Origin of the sequence: Halomonas denitrificans, assembly GCA_019800895.1 — a bacterium.
In the GTDB taxonomy this organism is placed as follows: Bacteria; Pseudomonadota; Gammaproteobacteria; order Xanthomonadales; family Wenzhouxiangellaceae.
Genome location: JAHVKF010000001.1, coordinates 702,632 through 721,407 on the forward strand (window position 1 = coordinate 702,632; position 18,776 = coordinate 721,407).

The following is an 18,776-nucleotide window of genomic DNA, read 5'->3' on the forward strand; positions in this document are numbered from 1 at the left end:
TCAAGCCTACTTCTTCGACGCCTTCTTCTTCGACGCCTTCTTCTTCGACGCCTTCTTCTTCGAGGCCTTCTTCTTCGAGGCCTTCTTCTTGCTCGTCTTCTTCTTCGACGCTTTCTTCTTGCCGGCCTTCTTCTTCCCGAATTTCCCTCGGCGTCCCTTCGGCGGGGCTTCGGCCAGCATCTTCTGGCATTCCTCCAGCGTCAGGTCGGCCGGTTCGACGTCCTTGGGCACGCTGGCGTTGCGCTTGCCGTCGGTCACGAAGGGTCCGTAGCGCCCCTTCAGGATCTCGATGCCCTCGGCCTCGAAGGTCTTGATGATGCGATCCTTGAGCATCTGCTTGTGCTCGGCGACCAGCTCCAGCGCCTGCTCCAGCGTGACGTCGTGCGGGTCGACGTCCTTGAGCGACACGAAATTGCGCTTGCCGTAGCGGATGTACGGACCGAAGCGGCCGATATTGGCCTGCACCGGCTCGCCGTCCGGCGTCTCGCCGAGATCGCGCGGCAGCTTGAACAGCTCCAGCGCTTCCTCGAGCGTGATCGTCTCCATCTTCTGGCCCTGGCGCAGGCCGGCGAATTCCGGCTTCTCCTCGTCCTCGGCCTGGCCGATCTGGGCAAAGGGGCCGTAGCGACCCAGGCGAACGATCACCGGCTTGCCCGACTTCGGGTCCGTGCCGAGTTCGCGGGCCTGCTGCGCTTCCTGGCGGCTGACCGACTCTTCCTTTTCGTTGACCCGATCGATGAAGGGCTGCCAGAACTCCTTCAGCAGCGGCACCCAGTCGTGCTCGCCGCGCGAGATGGCATCCAGCTCGTCTTCGAGTCGCGCGGTGAAGTCGTAGTCGACATAGCGGTCGAAGTGCTGGGACAGGAACTTCGCGACCACACGGCCGGTGGCCGTCGGCGTGAACCGCCGGCTCTCCAGCTCGACGTACTCGCGGTCCTTCAACGTCTGGATGATCGACGAATAGGTCGACGGACGGCCGATCCCGTAGTCTTCCAGCGCCTTGACCAGGCTGGCTTCGGAATAGCGCGGCGGCGGCTCGGTGAAGTGCTGCTCCGGCCGGATCGCGACCAGCGGCACCGAAGCGCCCTCGTCGAGCTCCGGCAAGCGATTGTCCTTGTCGGCCTGGGCATCGGCGTAGACCTTGAGGAAGCCCGGCGCAACCAGCGTCGAGCCGTTGGCGCGGAAGGTCGCATCGCCGACGTCGAACTCGGCGGCCACCGTGTCGTAGACCGCCGGCACCATCTGGCTGGCTACGGCCCGGTTCCAGATCAGCTGGTAGAGCCGGTACTGGTCGTCGCTGAGATGCGACTTGAGCTTGATCGGCGTCAGGGCCGCGGAGGTCGGCCGGATCGCCTCGTGGGCCTCCTGCGCGTTCTTGCTCTTCGACTGGTAGAAGTTCGGTTTTTCCGGCAGCGTTTCGGCGCCGTACTCGCACTCGATCACCTGGCGGATCTCGTTGATCGCATCGCCGGCCAGGGCGACCGAATCGGTTCGCATGTAGGTGATCAGGCCCTCGGTGCCCTGGCCCGTGTCGATGCCCTCGTAGAGCTGCTGGGCGATCTGCATCGTCCGCCGGGTCGTGAAGCGGAGCCGTCGCGCGGCTTCCTGCTGCAGCGTGGAGGTGATGAACGGCGGCTGGGCGCGGCGGCGGCGCTGACGCTTGGTGATCCGGGCCACTTCGAAGCGCCCTGCGGCCGCCTCTTCGATCTGCTTGCGCACCGCCTCGGCGCGCGACGCGTCGGTGATGTCGAACTGCTCGAACTTCTCGCCGTCGAGCTTGACCAGGTTGGCCTGGAACGCCTGGCCCTCCTCGTCTTCGCCTTCGCTACCGAGGTCGGCCTCGATGGACCAGTACTCCCGGGCCTCGAACTTCTCGATCTCTTCCTCGCGCTCGACGATCATGCACAGCGCCGGCGACTGGACGCGGCCGGCCGACAGGCCGCGCCGCACCTTCTTCCACAGCAGCGGGGAAAGGTTAAAGCCGACCAGGTAGTCGAGGGCGCGACGGGCCTGCTGGGCGTCGACCAGCGAGTCGGCCAGTTCGCGCGGCTGCTCGATGGCCTTCTTGATCGCCTTCGGCGTGATCTCGCTGAACACTACCCGGTGAACCGGCTTTCCGCTGTTGACGCCGCGGTCCTTGAGGATCTCGGCGATGTGCCAGGAAATGGCCTCGCCCTCGCGGTCGAGGTCGGTGGCGAGATAGATGGCTTCGGCGTTCTTCGCGGCCTTGACGATCTTGTCGACGTGCTTCTTGTTGCGGTCGATGATGTCGTACTTCATCGCGAAGTCCTGCTCGGGATCGACCGCACCCTCCTTCGGCACCAGGTCGCGCACGTGGCCGTAGGAGGCAAGCACCTCGAACTCCTTGCCGAGATACTTGTTGATGGTCGTGGCCTTGGCCGGCGACTCTACGATGAGCAGGTTCTTCGCCATGGATTCCTTGGGTTTCCGGGCAATGCGGAACGCGTCCGCATCGCGGTGTCGATCAGTGCCTGTACTGGCCGTCCTCGTCGAACATCAGGTCTTCCATCCAGGCGTAGTTGGCTTCCTGGCCCGGCTGGTTGAACAGCACCATCAGGACGACCCACTTGAGGTCCTCGAGCCCGATCTCCTCGACATCCAGGGCCATCAGGCGGTCCAGGACGAGTTCGCGACGCGCCGGATCGAGCACGCCGACGTTCTCCAGGTCGATCAGGAAGCCGTGCGCATCGACATCGATGCGGCGAAGTTCCTCGGCGGAGAACACCCGGACCGATCCGGCCGGTGTCGGGTCCGCGTCGGCCAGCTTGCGCTGCTCGGCAAGGCCGTCCAGCCAGCCGAAGGCGCGGTCGATCTCGCCGTGCGAGAACCCGGCCTGCTCCAGCGATTCGCTGAGGGAATCCCGATCGGGCTCGGCTTCGGGCTCGTCGTAGATGTAGTTCTCGAACAGGTACATCAGCAGGTCGAGCACGTTTTCCTTCATGAGTTCCTTTCCGTGTTCGTTCCGGTCCGGCTGTACCGGCCACCTGCATGGGCTGCAACCCGACCTTCGAGTTCCAGCGACAACAGGATGGACGATACCGCCGACGTCGTCAATTCGGTGCGGTCGATCACCGCCTCCACCGGGGTCGGATCGAAGCCCAGCGCCTCGAGCACCGCCTGGACGTCGGGATCCTCGTCGTCCGGCGGCTCGTCGGCCCGGGCCCCATCGGCCGACGCGTCGTCCTCGTCGAGCAATGCCCGGAGGCGGCCGGCCAGCTCGCCGGCCAGCGGTGCCAGGTCCTCGATCACGTCCGCCGGCGTCTCGACCAGGCGGGCGCCGTCGCGGATCAGCCGATGACAGCCGCGGGCCTGCGGGTTGCGGATCGATCCGGGCACGGCGAAGACCTCGCGCCCCTGCTCGCCGGCCAGCCGCGCGGTGATCAGCGAGCCCGAGCGAAGGCTGGCCTCGATCACGACCACGCCCAGCGACATGCCGCTGATGATGCGATTCCGCGCCGGGAAGTGACCGGGTCGTGGACCGACGCCGGGTGCAAAGGGGGTGACCACGGCGCCATTATCCACGATTTGGTGGGCCAGGTCCCGATGGTGCGCCGGATAGACCCGGTCCGGCCCGGTACCCGCAACCGCGATCGTTCGACCACCGGCGTCCAGCGCCGCCCGATGCGCCTTGCCGTCGACCCCGGCCGCGAGGCCGCTGGTGACGACCAGGCCGGCGGCGGCCAGGGCGCGTCCGAACTCCGCCGCCGTTTCCAGGCCGCCGCGAGTGGCGCTGCGACTACCGACCACCGCGACCTGCGGCGACAGCAGCGCCTCCGGGTCACCGTGGACGAACAGCGCGGCGGGGGCGTCGCTGGTGGTCCCGAGCAGCGGGGGATAGAGCTCGTCCTCGAGGGTCACGAGGTGGTGGTTGGGGTCGTCCAGCCAGGCCAGGGACCTGGCCAGGCGCTCCTCGTCCGGGCGGCGCAGGGCGCGGGCGGCGGCCTCGCGCAGGCCGAGTTGGCCCAGTTCGGAAAGCGAACGACCCGGCAGCGTGGCCGGGTCGATGTCGCGTTCGATCAGCGCGCCGAGCGCTCCGCCCCCGAGCCCCGGGGCCTGGAGCAGGATCAGCCAGGCGCGCAACCGCTCCTGCGAATCCATGCGCCTTCGGCGATTCCGCTCGTGCAGCGCTGCCCCGCGCCGATCAGAGCCGGCGGTCGGGGTGGTCGATGTGGTCGCCGACGCGAATCGCTCGCTGGCCGTCCATGACCAGGGCGTAGCTGACGTCGTCGAAGGCCCGGAACACCATCATGATGCCGACGTACTGCTCGGGCAGTTGGACCTGGCGACCGTCGATGCCCTCCGGCGCGGGACGCCCCGGGAGGCCGCGGCTGAAGTCGTCGCGCACGTTCGCCCCCGGCCGGAACGCCGAGAAGGTGTGTCCCGGCGCGACACCGTCGTCGCTGCCGATGCCCAGCGTGACGATCTGCCAGTGGCCCACGCCGTACTCACCGCCGTGGATTCCGATCACGCTGGCGTTGGCCGGGATGGCCTGTTCCGGCGGACGCGGATAGAAGGTCAGGTCGTACAGGTACGGGTCCAGCGGCAGTACGTAGTCACCGGCGCGGACTTCAAGTTCGGCATCGAGCACTTCCAGCGTGGCGATCTCGCCCTGCTTGACCAGCTTCGCCGAGGCGACTTCCCACAGTCCATAGCCGACGACTTCGCCGCCGCGGTCGAACGGGTTCCAGCCGCGACGGCGGTCGGGGTCGATCGGACGCTCGTCGGACGGCACCGCGCCGCGGTTGGCGCGAAGCTGGTTCTGGCGGAGCACCTTGCCGTCGTCCGTCTCGACCTGTTCGAACTGCGAGGTCAGGCGGGCGATCATGTATTCCTGGTTCAGTCGGCCGTCGTCCAACCCGCGCACGAAGGCGTAGTCCGGCTCTGCCGCGACGTAGCGCTCGTCCTGGTTGGCGACCACGTACGGCATGGTCCGCAGCGTCTCCAGGTCGATCACGCGCGGTCGGGTCAGGAACGGCTCGATCGCGTCCAGCGCCACCGAGGTGATCGGGCCCGAGATGTCCTCGCGCCGGATTTCCGGTCCGCGCCGGTTCGTACCGTCCATCACAAGGCGCGGCTGGCCGTCGACGTAGATCAGCGTCAGTCGATCGCCCGGGTAGATCAGGTGCGGGTTGTCGATCTGCGGGTTGGCCTGCCAGATGGCCGGCCACTGCCAGGGCCGGGTCAGGAACCGGCCGGCGATATCCCACAACGTATCCCCCTCCTGGACGACGTATTCGCCCGGATGATCTTCCCGGATTTCAACGTCCTGGGCCACCAGCGGCAGGGCCACCAGCAACGCGATCATCGTCAGACACAGCTTCTTCATTGAGTTCCTCCCAGGCACGCCGATGCGCGATCAGCCCCGCTTCGGTTGCGGTTCATTGTCACCTACCTGCGCTATCATACTCATAAGCGGGGGATTTTCCACCCTCCGATTCATTGAATTTCTGAGCCTTAAGTCACATTGTTCATGTCATGAGCCAGTTGACCATCCTCCAGTTTCCCGATCCGCGCCTGCGTACCGTGGCCCGTCCGATCGATCGTGTCGACGAAAAGATTCGTTCGCTGGCCGACGACATGCTCGAGACGATGTACGAAGCGCGCGGCATCGGCCTGGCCGCCACCCAGGTCGATCGGCACGTCCGCATGCTGGTGCTCGACGTCAGCGAGGAACGCGACGACCCGCACGTCCTGATCAACCCGGAGATCGTCGATCGCCAGGGATCCCAGGTCTGCGAGGAGGGCTGCCTGTCGGTGCCCGGCGAGTATGCCGAGGTCGAGCGGGCCGAAGCCATCCGCGTACGCGCGCTGGATCGCGACGGCGAGCCCTTCGAACTCGACGCCGACGGCCTGCTGGCGGTGTGCATCCAGCACGAGATCGACCACCTCGACGGCAAGGTCTTCATCGACTACCTCAAGCCGATGAAGCGGCGGATGATCGAGAAACGCATGAAGAAGCAGGCGCGCCAGGCGCGTCGAGATCCCGCGGTCCAGACGCTGTAAGCCGTGCCGTCCCCCCGCCTGGTCTTCGCCGGCACGCCGGAGTTCGCCGTGCCGGCGCTGCGCGTGGCGCTCGACCGAGCCGACGTCCTGGCCGTGCTGACCCAGCCGGATCGTCCGGCCGGGCGCGGCCGGAACCTGCGACCCAGCCCCGTCAAGCAGTGTGCGGTCGACGCCGGCGTGCCGGTCCTCCAGCCGACGCGCCTGAAGCGCGAGGAAGACCGCGCCCGCCTGCTCGAACTCGAGGCGGACCTGCTGGTCACCGCCGCCTACGGTCTGCTGCTGCCGCAGGCGGTGCTCGACTGGCCGGCTCACGGCTGCTGGAACCTGCACGCATCGCTGCTGCCGCGGTGGCGGGGCGCCAGCCCGATCCAGCAGGCGATCCGCGCCGGCGACGCGCAGACCGGCATCTCCCTGATGCAGATGGACGCCGGGCTCGACACGGGCCCCGTGCGGCTGCAGCGCGCGATCGATATCGCCAGTGACGAGACCTCGGCCGAGCTGCACGACCGCCTGGCCGTGCTGGCCGCCGACCTGCTCGCCGACGGGCTGGCCGCACTGGAAGCCGGGAATCTGCCGGATCCGGTGGCCCAGGACGACCGGAGAGCGACCCATGCCCCCCTGATCGCCAAGGACGATGCCCGCATCGACTGGACCGAGGACGCCGCGGCAATCGCCCGGCAGGTCCGGGCCTACAACCCCTGGCCGATCGCTTTCACGGAGCTGAACGGCCAGGCCCTGCGCATCTTCCGGGCCCGCGCCGAGGCCGACCGGGCCGAAGGCGCCGAGCCCGGAACGCTGTTGACGGCGGCCGGGCACCCGGACGCGATCCGGGTGGCCTGCGGTGCCGGCGTGCTGGTCATCGACGAACTGCAGGCGCCCGGCAAGCGGCGCATGTCGGCCACCGACTGGCTGAACGCGCGCCCCGACTGGCGCGGCTGAGCCCCATGGCCTCGGATCCGAACGCGCCCGCGACCGGCGCCCGCCCCCGGGTCGCAGCCGCCCTGGCGCTGCGCGAGGTGCTCGACCGCGGTCGGGCCCTGACCGACGCGCTCGAGGGCCTCGGCGACACGCTGCCCGACCGCCGCGACCGGGCCCAGGTCCGGCGCCTGTGCAACCGCGTGTTGCGCGACTGGCCGATGCTCGACGCGGCCGTTCGGGGGCGCCTGAACAAGCCGCTGGACCGCCGCAACCGCTGGATCCACTTCCTGCTCGCCGTCGCGATCGACGAACTCAACGAGGGCCGCGAGCCGGCGCCGGCGGTGGTCCATGCCACGGTCGAAGCGGCCCGGGTCGGGCGCGCCGCGCCGCTGGCCGGCCTGGTCAACGCCGTGCTGCGCGGGCGCTTGCGCGACGGGGCCGGGACGCGGCCGGACGACGACGTCCACCGCTACGGCCTGCCCGGCTGGCTGGCCGCGCGAATCCGCGCCGACTGGCCGGACGAGGCCGACGAGGTTCTCGCCGCCGGCAACCGGCCGCCGCCGACCTGGCTGCGCGCCAACCGGCGCCGGTCCGATCCGACCGCACTGGCCGAGCGGCTGCACGCCGACGGCATCGAGAGCCTCATCGACCCGCGCTTTCCCGACGCCCTGCGGCTGGCCCACCCGGTCGCCGTCGGCGACCTCCCGGGCCTGGCGGCCGGTGAGCTGTCGGTGCAGGACGCGGGCGCGCAATCGGCCGCCGATCTGCTCGATCTCGCCGACGGCCAGCGCGTGCTCGACGCGTGTGCCGCGCCCGGCGGCAAGGCCGCCCATATCCTCGAACGCGCGGCGGTGGAGCTGACCGCGGTCGAGTCGGACCCGGCGCGGGCGACGAAGGTCGTCGAGTCGCTTCGGCGGCTCGGCCTCGACGCCGACGTCGTGACCGGCGACGCGGCGCGGCCGAACGACTGGTGGGACGGCCGCGCCTTCGACCGCATCCTGATCGACGCGCCCTGCTCCGCGACCGGCGTGCTGCGACGCCACCCGGACATCCGCTGGCTGCGCCGGGCCGGGGACATCGAGGCCAACGTCGCGCTGCAGGCCCGGCTGCTCGATGCCCTGTGGCCGCTGCTGGCACCCGGCGGTTTGCTTGTCTACGCGACCTGTTCGATACTGCACGCCGAGAATCGAGACCAGGGCCGAACCTTTCTTGACCGCCATCCCGATGCCGAGGCCGTCGACGTCGCGATCCCGGCCTGCCGGGACGTGGACCCGGGCGTCCAGATCCTGCCGGGCTCGCTGGATCGCGATGGCTTCTACTATCTGGCTGTGCGCCGCCTGCCAGCCGGCTGATCCGGGGCTCGGGCAACTCACGCTCGACCCGGCCGCGCGCTGGATCGACGACCGTCTGGTCATCGAGAGCCCGATCGCGTTCCAGCCCAGTCCCGCGATCCGCGAGGCCCTCGATCACGGCGTCGACCTGCAGCTGGTCGTCGAACTGCGCGTCGCTCGCCGGCACGGGCCGATCGCCCGCGAGCTGCGCCTCCTCGCCCGGCCCTTCCGGATCCGCTACCTGCCGCTGCTCGAGCACTGGCAACTCGAAGATGCGGGCGACATCCGGACCTTTCCGCGCTTCTGGATGCTGCGCGAGGCGCTGGCCGAACCCCGGCTCTTCGAGACCGGCCTGGACCGCAGCGCGGCCGAGGAGCGCCCGCTCCAGGTCCAGATCCGCGCCCGTGTCGACCGCGACGCGCTTCCCGCGCCGATGCACCTTCCCACCCTCTTTTCCGCCCAGTGGCACCTGGGCGATCGCTGGCACGCGTGGCACTTCGGACCGTCCTGAAGCGGGTCGGGCGCATCCTGCCGCTGGCCGCCTTCGCCGGGCTGCTGCTCACGGCGCTGTTCCTGGTCGCAAACGTCGAGCAGGAGTCGGGCCAGCTCGGCCGCATGAGCCTGTGGATCTTCCTGGTCACGGGGATCGCACTGCTGGTCCTGCTGGCGGCCATCGCGACCCGGCTCGCGCGGCTGGTCCGGGACGTCCGCCGCGGCCGGCCCGGCGCGCGCCTGCGCGCGCGGCTGGTCACGATCTTCACCGCCCTGGCGCTCCCACCGGTGGTCATCGTGTGGCTGTTCTCGACCGAGTTCCTGACCGAGACCATCGCCGGTTGGCTCGATGCCGGCACCGAGGCGGCGCTCGCCGACTCGATCGAACTCGGCCAGCTGTTCCTCGACCTGCGCACGCGCGAATCGCGCAATCGCCTGGCCCGGATCGCCGACGGCCTGCCGGCCGGCGGGCGCGGCCTCGACGAGGAACGCCAGCTCGACTACCTGTTCGGCCAGCTGTCGTCGGCCGGCCCCGCCGAGCTCACCCTGTTCGACGCCTCCGGCCAGGTCCAGGCCCTGGTCCACCTCGACCCGGCGCGCATGGTCGCCGACCTGCCGTCGTCCTTCGCGCTGTCGCAGGCCGCCCGCGGCCAGCCCTACGCGGCGGCCGAACCGACCGCAGAAGGCATGCAGATCCGCGTCCTGATGCCGGTCGACACGGTGCCCGGCGAAGCCCGGACCCTGCAGGGCATCTTCCCGCTGCCCGACGATTTCGCCGTGCTGGCCGATTCGATCGAGCAGGCCTATTTCCGCCAGGAGAACGTGGCCTACCTGCGCCAGCGGCTGCAGCAGAGCTTCGTGCTGATCCTGTTCCTGGTCCTGGCGATGACCGCCCTGCTGGCCATGCTGCTGGCCTTCAATGCCGCCGGACGGCTGGTCCGGCCGATCCGCGAACTGGCCGACGCCACCGAGTTGATGCGCCAGGGCCGCTTTCCGGAGACGCTCGACGTGCCCAGCCGCGACGAACTGGGCTTCCTGGTCGAGTCCTTCAACGACATGGCCACCGGCCTCGAGGCCGCGCAACGCGAACTGAGCAACGAGCGGCGCTACCTGCAGACGGTCCTGGCGCGGCTTTCCGCCGGCGTGCTGGCCTTCGACGGTGCACGCCGCCTCGAGGCGATGAACGACAGTGCCGGCGCGATTCTCGGCCTGGACCCGGCGAGCGCCCGCGGCCTGACCCCGGCCGAGCTCGCCGAGCGCCACCCGGCGCTGGCCGCGCTGTTCGAGGGCATCGACCGGCGAATCGAACGGGCCGGCGGCGACTGGCGTGAAGAGATCAAGCTGGAACGGCCCGACACCGCACTCGCGCTGGTCTGCCGCGGGTCCACGCTGCCGGGCGACGACGCCGGTCCGGGCGAGCGTTCCGAGGGTCCGGACCCGGACCGGGACGCCCCGCGACCGGCCGGCCACGTCGTGGTGTTCGACGACGTGACCCAGCTCGACCAGGCGCAGCGCCAGGCCGCCTGGGCGGAGCTGGCCCAGCGCCTCGCCCACGAAGTCAAGAACCCGCTGACGCCGATCCGGCTGGCCGCCGAACGTCTGAGCCTGAAGCTGGAACCGGTACTGGAAGGCGACCGCAGGCAACTGCTGGAGCGCGCGACCCGGACCATCGTCCACCAGGTCGACGCGCTGCGCGAACTGGTCGACGCGTTCGGCGACTACACCCGACCGGGCACGCCCCGGCGCGAACCGCTGGACGTCGAGGCGCTGGTTCGCGACGTGGTCGAACTGTGGACCACCGGCGACAGCGGCGTGACCGTGACCATCGACCTGCAGGGCAGCGAGGCTCGGCCGCTCGGCGACCCCGGCCAGTTCCGGCAGATCCTGAACAACCTCGTCCAGAACGCACGCGAAGCGCACCCGGACGGCGCGCCGCACCTGGTCATCCGTTCGCGGGCGCTGCGCCGCGACGGCCGCGACTGGCTGGGCCTCGAATTGCGCGACGACGGGCCGGGCTTCGACCCCGCGATGCTGGCCCGGGTGTTCGAACCCTATGCCACGACCAAGCCGCGCGGAACCGGCCTGGGGCTTGCGATCGTCCACCGCATCGTCGACGCCATGGGTGGCCGGATCCGTGCCGCGAACGCCGAGAGCGGGGGCGCGCTGCTCACGCTGGAACTGCCGGTACCCGCGCAACCACCGCGATGATGTGCGCTATCCTTGGCGCGTTTCCCGCCTGCTCCGGACTTCCCCCACGATGGCCGAACGCGTACTGATCGTCGACGACGAGCCGGACATCCGCGAACTGGTCGGCGAAATCCTGGCCGACGAAGGCTTCGAAGTGGAGCTGGCCGGCGATGCGGAACAGGCGCGAAGCCTGCTGTCCGCGGCCTCTCCCGACCTGGTCCTGCTCGATGTCTGGATGCCCGGCTGCGACGGCGTCACGCTGCTCAAGGAATGGCGCGAACGCGGCGAGCTGCATTGCCCGGTGGTCATGATTTCCGGCCACGGCTCGGTCGAAGCGGCGGTCGAGGCCACCCGCCAGGGAGCCTTCGACTTCATCGAGAAGCCCGTCTCCATGGCGCGCCTGCTGGCGACCATCCGGCGCGCCCTGGCCGAGACCCGCAAGCACGAGCCGATCGGGGCCACCGAGGGCGAAAGCGACGTGATCGAACCGATCGGACGCAGCCCGGCCATCCAGCGCATGCGCGACGCGCTGGCCGAGGTCTGCGCCGGCGCCGACGGCCACGTGCTGCTGCACGGCGAGCCGGGCAGCGGCTGCACCACGGTGGCCCGCTGGGTTCACGCCCAGGCCGGCGGCGGCGGCTTCGTCCACCGGGTCTGCGACCGCAACGGGGACCGCGTGGCCGAGTGGATCGACCGGCTCTCCGGGGCCTCGTCCCATCCGCCGCGCACGCTCTACCTCGACCGCCTCCACCAGCTCGGCGAGACGGGCTGGCGCCGCCTGGCCGAGTTGCTCGCCCTGCTCGAGGGCCGCGGCGGCGAGGCGATCCGCGTCATTGCTTCGACCGCGGCGGCCGACGGCGCCCCGGGCGCGGCCGCCGACAGCGCCGAGGCGTCCGCCGCTGCCGCCAAGCTCGGCCCGTTCCGCGCCGAGGTTCCGGCATTGCGCCAGCGCGCCGAGGACATCCCCGACCTGGTCCGCGCGCTGGCCGAGCGGCTGCCGGCGCGCGAGGGCCGGACCTACCGCCCGATTCCTCTGCCGGCCCAGAACCGGCTGCGGCAGCACGACTGGCCCGGCAACCTCGCCGAGCTGGTCGACGTGGTCCGGAGCCTGCTCGACGGTCGCGACAGCGCGGTCACGGTCGAGGAGATCGACGAGCGGCTGCAGGAAGCGGCACGGGCCGGCGCGGCCGGCACCACGCTGACCGACTCGCCGCTCTTCTCCCTGCCCCTGCGCGAGGCCCGGGAAGCCTTCGAGCGGCAGTACCTGATCGCCCGGCTGCGCGAGGTCGGCGGCAGCGTCGGCCAGCTGGCCGAGGGTGTGGAAATGGAACGCACCCACCTGTATCGCAAGCTCAAGCAGCTCGGCATCGACCCCAAGCAGCTCCAGGAGGACGACGCATGACGCCCACCCCGACGCCCGCCCGGGTCCGCGGCTGATGCGGATCATCATTCTCGGTGCCGGCCAGGTCGGTTCGGGCATGGCCTACTCGCTGTCGCGCGAGGAGAACGACATCTCCGTCGTCGATACGGACCCCGAGCGCCTGCGCGAGCTGCAGGAAAAACTCGACATCCGGACCGTGCTCGGCCACGCCGCCCACCCGGAGACGCTGATCCGCGCCGGCATCGAGGACGCCGAGCTGCTGATCGCGCTGACCAACTCCGACGAGACCAACATGGTCGCCTGCCAGGTCGCCTATTCCCTGTTCAACACGCCGACCAAGGTCGCGCGGGTCCGGGCCACGGACTACCTGTCGCACCCCGAGCTGTTCAACCGCGAGCACACGCCGATCGACGTCCTGATCAGCCCGGAGAAGCTGGTCACGGACCACATCCAGCGCTTGATCGACTACCCGGGCGCCCTGCAGGTCCTCGACTTCGCCGACGGCCGCGCCCAGCTCGTGGCGACCCGCGCCATCCGCGAAGGCAAGCTGGTGGGCCGAGCCCTGAAGAGCCTGCCCGACGAGCTGCCGCCCGGCGTCGATGCACGGGTTGCCGCGATCTTCCGCCGCGACCAGGCGATCATCCCCGAAGGCGACACGGTCATCGAGGTCGACGACATGGTGTTCTTCCTCGCCCCGACCCACGAAATCCGCGGCGTGATGGGTACCTTCGGCGCGACCTCGGGACCGGCCCGGCGGGTGCTCCTGGCCGGCGGCGGCAACATCGGCGCCGGCCTCGCCCGGCGTCTCGAGCGCGACCACCACGTCAAGCTGATCGAGCGCGACCCGAAGCGCGCCGAACGGATCGCCGAGAACGTCGACACGGCGATCGTGCTGGTCGGCGATGCGGCCAACGAAGACCTGCTGCGCGAGGAAGGCATCGACGAGATGGACGTCTACTGCGCGTTGACCAACGACGACGAGGCCAACATCCTGTCGTCGATGCTGGCCAAGCGGATGGGAGCGAAGAAGGTCATCACGCTGATCAACCGGCCGGCCTACGTCGATCTGGTCGAATCCGACCGCATCGATGTCGCGGTCAGCCCCCAGCAGATCACGATCGGCGCCCTGCTGACCCTGATGCGCAAGGGCCACATGGTCCGGGTGCATTCGCTCAGGCGCGGCGCCGCCGAGGCGATCGAGGTGGTCGCCCACGGCGACCCGGGCCGATCGCGCATCGTCGGCCGGGAGATCGGCAGCATCCCGCTGCCGGACTCGACCACGATCGGCGCCATCGTCCGCGGCGACGACGTGGTGATCGCCCACCACGACGTGGTCATCGAGCCCGAGGACCATGTGATCCTGTTCGTCGCCGACAAGCGCAGGATCGCCGAAGTCGAACGGCTGTTCGCGGTCGAAGCCGTGTTCGTCTGATGCGGGCCTACGCGCCGGTCCAACGCGTCGTCGGCCTGTTGCTGGTGTTCCTGTCGGTCGGCTTCGTGCCGCCGCTGCTGTTCGCATTGGCCAACGGCGACGGCGCGACGGGGCCCTTCCTCGCCAGCCTGGTCACGGTCGCGCTGATCGGCAGCGCGCTGTACCTGCCGGTGCGCAACAACCGGCGCGAGCTGCGCGTCGCCGACGGCTTCCTGGTGGTGGTGGCGTGCTGGGGCGCCGTGGCGCTGGCCGGCGCCCTGCCGCTGTACCTGGTCCTGGACATCGGCCTGGCCGACGCGGTGTTCGAGTCCACCTCGGGCATCACCACCACCGGCGCGACGGTGCTGGCCGGCCTCGACGACATGCCGATCTCGATCCGCTGGTACCGCCAGCAGCTCCAGTGGATGGGCGGGCTCGGCATCATCGTCCTGGCGGTGGCGATCCTGCCGATGCTGCGGATCGGCGGCATGGAAATCTACAAGGCCGAGGTGACCGGGCCGGTCAAGGAGAACCGCCTCACGCCGCGCATCGCCGAGACCGCCAAGGCGCTGTGGCTGATCTACATCGGCCTGACCGTGATCTGCTCGCTGGCCCTGTGGGCCGCCGGCATGAACGTCTTCGACGCGGTCACCCATGCCTTCACCACGATTTCCACCGCCGGCTTCTCCACCTACGACGCCTCGGTGGCGCAGTTCGACAGTGCGCTGATCGACTGGTTGCTGGTGCTGTTCATGTTCGTCGCCTCGATGAACTTCGCCCTGCACTTCCTGGCCCTGCGCCGGGCCACCGCGCAGGTCTACCTGCACGACCCGGAACTCAAGCTGTTCGCGATCCTGCTGCTCGGCATCTCGATCCTGATCACCGTGCTGCTGTGGCGCCAGGGCGTCTACGAGACCTTCTGGGAATCGCTGCGCTACGCGGCCTTCCACGCGGTGTCCTACACCACGACCACGGGCTTCACGGCCGCCGACGTCTACCTCTGGCCGGGCACGCTGCCGCTCCTGATGATCCTGATCTCGGGCCTCGGCGGCTGCGCCGGCTCGACCACCGGCGGCTTCAAGATCGTGCGCGTGTACCTGGTGTCCAAGCAGGGCCTGCGCGAGCTCAAGCGGCTGATCCACCCGCGCTCGGTGGTGCCCCTGAAGCTCGGCGGCCGGACCCTGAACCCCGAGGTCGCCAACGCCGTGTGGGGCTTCGTATCGCTCTACATCGTCTGCATCGTGTTCCTGACCCTGATCGTCTCCAGCCTGGAAGAAGACCTGGTGACCTCCGTGTCCGTGGTGTTCTCGGCGATGAACAACCTCGGCCCGGCGCTCGGCGAGGCCGGCGCCAACTGGGGCGGGCTCTCGGACACGACCAAGTGGCTGATGAGCTTCGCCATGCTGCTCGGCCGGCTGGAGATCTTCACCGTGCTGGTCCTGCTGACGCCCACCTACTGGAAGCACTGACCGGCCGCACGTCGCGGACCACCCGGACGCCCGCGGCGGTATCCTTGCGCCCATGGGACCGGCCACCAACTACTACGTCCATCGCCACGCGTTCCCGCTCTACCGCGGCGGATCGCTCGCAAGCCTGCAGCTGGCCTGGGAGAGCTGGGGCACCCTGAACGCCGAGCGCAGCAACGCGGTGCTCCTGTTCACCGGCCTGTCGCCCGGCGCCCATGCCGCCAGCAGCGAGCGCGACCCGGAACCGGGCTGGTGGGAGGACATGGTCGGCCCCGGCAAACCGATCGATACGGACCGCTGGTTCGTCCTCTGCGTCAATTCCCTGGGCTCGTGCAAGGGATCGACGGGACCGGCCAGCATCAACCCCGAGACCGGTCGCCCCTGGCGGCTGAGCTTTCCGGAACTGGCGATCGACGACGTCGCCCGCGCGACGCGGCTGGTCGTCGACCACCTCGGCATCGAGCGCCTGGCGGCCATCGTCGGCCCGTCGATGGGCGGCCTGACCGCCCTGGCCTGGATCAAGCACTTTCCCGACTCCGCCGACCGGATGGCGTTGATCTCGACCGCCTGCTCGGCCACGCCGATGGCGATCGCGATCCGCTCGCTGCAGCGCGAGGCCATCGTCACCGACCGCAACTTCCGCGACGGGCGCTACACGGAGGACGACTGGCCCGAGGTCGGCATGCGCATCGCGCGCAAGCTCGGCATGATCTCCTACCGCTCGGCCAGCGAATGGCAGGACCGCTTCGGTCGGCGGCCGCAGGATTATTTCCCGACCACGCCCTTCGGCATGCGCTTCGAGGTCGAGTCCTATCTCGAGACCCACGCGCGCAAGTTCGTCGGCAGCTTCGACCCCTGCTGCTACCTGTACCTGTCGCGTGCGATGGACCTGTTCGACTCCTGCGACAGCGACAAGGGCCTGCGTGCGCTGTTCCGGCGCAGTTTCTCCGGCAAGGCGCTGGTCATCGGCGTCGAGACCGACCTCCTGTTCCCGCTCTGGCAGCAGCGCGAACTGGCCGCCGCGCTCGAGGCCGAAGACGCCGAGGTCGAGTTCCACGCCCTGGCCTCGGCCCAGGGGCACGATGCCTTTCTGGTAGACTTCGAGCGATTCGGACCACCGATTTCAGCGTGGCTGGACTGATCCCGAACCGAGCGGAGGAGCCGGAGTCACCATGTCAGGGATGACGCTCGAATTCGAAGGAAAACAGGAACTCGTCAAGCGCCTCGACGCGGTCATGGACGGCGACTGTGCGCGCACCATCACCGCCTGCGTGCGCAACGTGCTCTGCGACCTGGTCGACAACCGGGTGCTGGCCCTGCCGGCCTGCGTCCACGACTGCCCCGGCGATCATTACGGGCGTCGGCTCATCCACAAGGACCAGGAGCGCGGCTACACGATCATGGCGATGACCTGGGGCCCGGGCCAGGCGACCCCGATCCACGACCACAGCGGCATGTGGTGCGTCGAGGCGGTCTGGCAGGGCGAGATCGAGGTCGTCCAGTACGAGCTGACCGAAACCCGCGGCGATCGCTTCTGCCTCGAACCGCGGACCACGATGCGCGCCGGCGTCGGCAGCGCCGGCAGCCTGATCCCGCCGCACGAGTACCACACGATCGCCAACCCCTCGCCGCGCTCGAATGCGGTGACGATCCACATCTATTCCGGCGAGATGACCGAGTGCTGCGTGTTCCGCCCGCTCGAGGGCGACTGGTACGAGCGCTCCAGGACCGAGCTGCATCTCGACGCGGCCTGATCGGACGCATCCCGATCCGAAGCCGCCCGGCCCGCCGCCGCCGGGTCCGAAGTACAATCCGGCGTATCACCCCGTGCCGGGGTGGTGGAATTGGTAGACACGACGGACTCAAAATCCGTTTCTGGAAACAGAGTGAGGGTTCAAGTCCCTCCCCCGGCACCATTCGTCCCCTGCTCCCCGTCTGCTTCGCCTTCGAGCGCCGCCTCGAAGGCCTGCAGCGCGTCGCCGGCCATCGGTCGGGCGAACAGGAAGCCCTGCCAGCGCACCGTCCCGAGGGCCCGCGCGGCCTCGCGCTGGCGCTCGGTCTCGATGCCTTCGAGGACGATGTCCAGGCCGAGCTGGTTGGCCATCTGCACCATGCTCGCAACCAGCGTGGCCTTCGGCGAATCGGTGCCGAGGCTGGACACGAAGGTCCGGCTGATCTTGACCCCGTGCAGGGTCAGTTCGTGCAGGTAGGCCAGGCTGCTGTAACCCTCCCCGAAATCGTCGACATGAACCAGGTAGCCGCGTTCGGCCAGGCGCTGGATCGGGCGATGGACCCCGAGCAGGCTGCGCTCGGTGATCTCGAGCACGATCTGGCCCGGCTCGATACCGATGGCCAGCAGGCAGTCCTCCAGCGCGGACTCCAGCGCCCCGCCTTCCAGGTCCTGCGCCGCCACGTTGATGGCGACGCTGAGGTGGCTTCGTACTGCCAGCCAGCTGCCGAGATCGGCAGCGACGTTCTCGATCATCGCGCGGGTCAGACCGCTGGATTCTCCGCCGGCTTCGGCCGCGGCCACGAAATGGTCCGGCGCGCGAAGGCCTGAGGGCGCCGACGGCCATCGGGCCAGCGCTTCCACGCCGATCATGCGGCCGCTGCGGGCATCGAACACCGGCTGGTAGCGGGCCTTGATCGCGCCGCTGGCAAGTGCCCGCCGGATGCGCATCGCCGGCGTGCAGTATTTCAGGCAGATGAGCTGGATCAACAGGTAGGCCGCGAGACCTGCGACGGCGCCGAGTACCGCGAAACCGAGCCAGGTGCCGGACGCGGACGGCGAGGCACCGGAGCTTCCCAGTACGCCGCGAAGGCAGAAGCCGTCCTGTTCGCTGCAGACCTCCGCGACCAGCGTACCGGGCGAAACCGGCCCGACCGGTTCCGTGCCCGGCTGGCCGTAGAGTGCATACCAGTCGGCGCGCGCCCGGTCGGACACCTGCAGACCATCGAGCCACGGCGAAGCGCTGAGGCCTTCGACCACCACCGGATCGACCAGCGCGTTCATGTGACGGACCTGGAGCACCGTGGTCGGGCGACTCAGCGACAGGCGCACGCTCCGGTAGGCATAGAGTTCGATCCGACCGTGGTCGATGATCAGGTCGGGCAGGCTGCTGCGCACGGGGTCGGCGATTTCGCCCAGGGTGGTCGAGCAATGCAGGGTGCGGTCGCGGACGATGCCGATATCGCGCAGGTAATCGAGACCGAACAGCTCCCGGCGGAGCCGTTCCAGCGCCTCTGCCGAGCAGTCGGGCGCCCCGGCCGTCGGCACGCGAGCGGCCAGCGACCGGAATTCCCCCAGCGCGCGGGACAGCCGCTCGGCCGCCACCTCGGTCGCGCCGCGCAGGTTGGACTTGAGTTCGTGGAGACGCTGGCGGTCCGCCCAGAACCCGGCAGCCAGAGCGCCGGCGGTCATCAAGGCGGCCAGCAAGATCAGCGCGGACGCACCGCGCAGACGGCCGGTCTGATCGACATCGATCAGCCGCATGCCCCGGGTGCCGGGCGCGGTGGCCCGTCAGCTTCGGGTCGGCCGGGGGCCGGCCGGACGTGGCGTGGTGGGC

The 18,776-nt window shown here is 69.6% G+C and carries 15 protein-coding genes and 1 tRNA gene; 11 read left to right on the plus strand and 5 right to left on the minus strand.

Annotated features, from left to right (window positions below):
* Nucleotides 1-6: 6 nt before the first annotated feature.
* Genes KUV67_03175 through KUV67_03190 form a run of 4 tightly spaced genes read right to left on the minus strand, consistent with a single transcriptional unit; the run spans nucleotide 7 to nucleotide 5,347 of the window.
* Nucleotides 7-2,433 (minus strand): DNA topoisomerase I, encoded by a 2,427-nt coding sequence (locus KUV67_03175; protein ID MBY6203873.1) that lies wholly within the window; start codon nucleotides 2,431-2,433, stop codon nucleotides 7-9.
* A gap of 52 nt (nucleotides 2,434-2,485) precedes the next feature.
* Entirely contained in the window at nucleotides 2,486-2,950 is a 465-nt protein-coding gene (locus KUV67_03180) for a DUF494 domain-containing protein (GenBank protein ID MBY6203874.1), read from the minus strand.
* Nucleotides 2,951-2,958: 8 nt separating this feature from the next.
* A complete protein-coding gene (dprA, locus tag KUV67_03185; protein ID MBY6203875.1) occupies nucleotides 2,959-4,119 on the minus strand; it encodes a DNA-processing protein DprA in 1,161 nt (386 codons plus the stop codon).
* Between the two features lie 43 nt (nucleotides 4,120-4,162).
* Nucleotides 4,163-5,347, minus strand: coding sequence for a LysM peptidoglycan-binding domain-containing protein (locus tag KUV67_03190; GenBank protein ID MBY6203876.1), 1,185 nt, complete (start codon nucleotides 5,345-5,347; stop codon nucleotides 4,163-4,165).
* Nucleotides 5,348-5,496: 149 nt separating this feature from the next.
* On the opposite strand from KUV67_03190, the gene def reads away from it, so the two are divergent.
* From def to KUV67_03245, 11 genes are all read left to right on the plus strand, one after another.
* Nucleotides 5,497-6,024, plus strand: a complete 528-nt coding sequence (gene def / locus KUV67_03195) for a peptide deformylase (GenBank protein ID MBY6203877.1) — start codon at nucleotides 5,497-5,499, stop codon at nucleotides 6,022-6,024.
* Nucleotides 6,025-6,027: 3 nt separating this feature from the next.
* Nucleotides 6,028-6,963, plus strand: a complete 936-nt coding sequence (gene fmt / locus KUV67_03200; protein ID MBY6203878.1) for a methionyl-tRNA formyltransferase — start codon at nucleotides 6,028-6,030, stop codon at nucleotides 6,961-6,963.
* A 5-nt stretch (nucleotides 6,964-6,968) separates the two neighbouring features.
* Nucleotides 6,969-8,294: a 16S rRNA (cytosine(967)-C(5))-methyltransferase RsmB gene (gene rsmB, locus KUV67_03205; protein ID MBY6203879.1), complete on the plus strand. Its 1,326-nt coding sequence runs from the start codon at nucleotides 6,969-6,971 to the stop codon at nucleotides 8,292-8,294.
* Nucleotides 8,251-8,784: a DUF4390 domain-containing protein gene (locus KUV67_03210; GenBank protein MBY6203880.1), complete on the plus strand. Its 534-nt coding sequence runs from the start codon at nucleotides 8,251-8,253 to the stop codon at nucleotides 8,782-8,784. Before rsmB ends, KUV67_03210 begins: the two co-directional genes overlap by 44 nt.
* Nucleotides 8,763-10,973, plus strand: a complete 2,211-nt coding sequence (locus KUV67_03215) for a HAMP domain-containing protein (GenBank protein MBY6203881.1) — start codon at nucleotides 8,763-8,765, stop codon at nucleotides 10,971-10,973. Before KUV67_03210 ends, KUV67_03215 begins: the two co-directional genes overlap by 22 nt.
* 49 nt (nucleotides 10,974-11,022) lie before the next feature.
* Nucleotides 11,023-12,354 (plus strand): response regulator, encoded by a 1,332-nt coding sequence (locus KUV67_03220; protein ID MBY6203882.1) that lies wholly within the window; start codon nucleotides 11,023-11,025, stop codon nucleotides 12,352-12,354.
* A gap of 34 nt (nucleotides 12,355-12,388) precedes the next feature.
* Nucleotides 12,389-13,765 (plus strand): Trk system potassium transporter TrkA, encoded by a 1,377-nt coding sequence (gene trkA, locus KUV67_03225; protein ID MBY6203883.1) that lies wholly within the window; start codon nucleotides 12,389-12,391, stop codon nucleotides 13,763-13,765.
* Nucleotides 13,765-15,213 carry a TrkH family potassium uptake protein gene (locus KUV67_03230; protein MBY6203884.1) on the plus strand — a complete coding sequence of 483 codons (1,449 nt, stop codon included), beginning with the start codon at nucleotides 13,765-13,767 and terminating at the stop codon, nucleotides 15,211-15,213. The genes trkA and KUV67_03230 overlap by 1 nt, the downstream gene beginning before the upstream one ends.
* 52 nt (nucleotides 15,214-15,265) lie before the next feature.
* Nucleotides 15,266-16,351 (plus strand): homoserine O-acetyltransferase, encoded by a 1,086-nt coding sequence (locus tag KUV67_03235; protein MBY6203885.1) that lies wholly within the window; start codon nucleotides 15,266-15,268, stop codon nucleotides 16,349-16,351.
* 40 nt (nucleotides 16,352-16,391) lie between these two features.
* On the plus strand, nucleotides 16,392-16,964 hold the full coding sequence (locus KUV67_03240) for a cysteine dioxygenase family protein (GenBank protein MBY6203886.1): 573 nt from the start codon (nucleotides 16,392-16,394) through the stop codon (nucleotides 16,962-16,964).
* Nucleotides 16,965-17,039: 75 nt separating this feature from the next.
* Nucleotides 17,040-17,126, plus strand: a tRNA-Leu gene (locus KUV67_03245).
* On the opposite strand, the gene KUV67_03250 is transcribed toward KUV67_03245, so the two are convergent.
* Nucleotides 17,105-18,703 (minus strand): EAL domain-containing protein, encoded by a 1,599-nt coding sequence (locus tag KUV67_03250; GenBank protein MBY6203887.1) that lies wholly within the window; start codon nucleotides 18,701-18,703, stop codon nucleotides 17,105-17,107. The two genes, KUV67_03245 and KUV67_03250, sit on opposite strands and share 22 nt — an antisense overlap.
* Between the last annotated feature and the right edge of the window lie 73 nt (nucleotides 18,704-18,776).

What these genes read in the sequence shown, in the direction of transcription:
- KUV67_03175 (MBY6203873.1), bottom strand. Translation starts at nt 2,433, where the DNA reads ATGGCGAAGAACCTGCTCATCGTAGAGTCGCCGGCCAAGGCCACGACC.
- dprA (MBY6203875.1), bottom strand. Translation starts at nt 4,119, where the DNA reads ATGGATTCGCAGGAGCGGTTGCGCGCCTGGCTGATCCTGCTCCAGGCC.
- KUV67_03190 (MBY6203876.1), bottom strand. Translation starts at nt 5,347, where the DNA reads ATGAAGAAGCTGTGTCTGACGATGATCGCGTTGCTGGTGGCCCTGCCG.
- def (MBY6203877.1), top strand. Translation starts at nt 5,497, where the DNA reads ATGAGCCAGTTGACCATCCTCCAGTTTCCCGATCCGCGCCTGCGTACC.
- rsmB (MBY6203879.1), top strand. Translation starts at nt 6,969, where the DNA reads ATGGCCTCGGATCCGAACGCGCCCGCGACCGGCGCCCGCCCCCGGGTC.
- KUV67_03210 (MBY6203880.1), top strand. Translation starts at nt 8,251, where the DNA reads ATGGCTTCTACTATCTGGCTGTGCGCCGCCTGCCAGCCGGCTGATCCG.
- KUV67_03220 (MBY6203882.1), top strand. Translation starts at nt 11,023, where the DNA reads ATGGCCGAACGCGTACTGATCGTCGACGACGAGCCGGACATCCGCGAA.
- trkA (MBY6203883.1), top strand. Translation starts at nt 12,389, where the DNA reads ATGCGGATCATCATTCTCGGTGCCGGCCAGGTCGGTTCGGGCATGGCC.
- KUV67_03230 (MBY6203884.1), top strand. Translation starts at nt 13,765, where the DNA reads ATGCGGGCCTACGCGCCGGTCCAACGCGTCGTCGGCCTGTTGCTGGTG.
- KUV67_03235 (MBY6203885.1), top strand. Translation starts at nt 15,266, where the DNA reads ATGGGACCGGCCACCAACTACTACGTCCATCGCCACGCGTTCCCGCTC.
- KUV67_03240 (MBY6203886.1), top strand. Translation starts at nt 16,392, where the DNA reads ATGACGCTCGAATTCGAAGGAAAACAGGAACTCGTCAAGCGCCTCGAC.
- KUV67_03250 (MBY6203887.1), bottom strand. Translation starts at nt 18,703, where the DNA reads ATGCGGCTGATCGATGTCGATCAGACCGGCCGTCTGCGCGGTGCGTCC.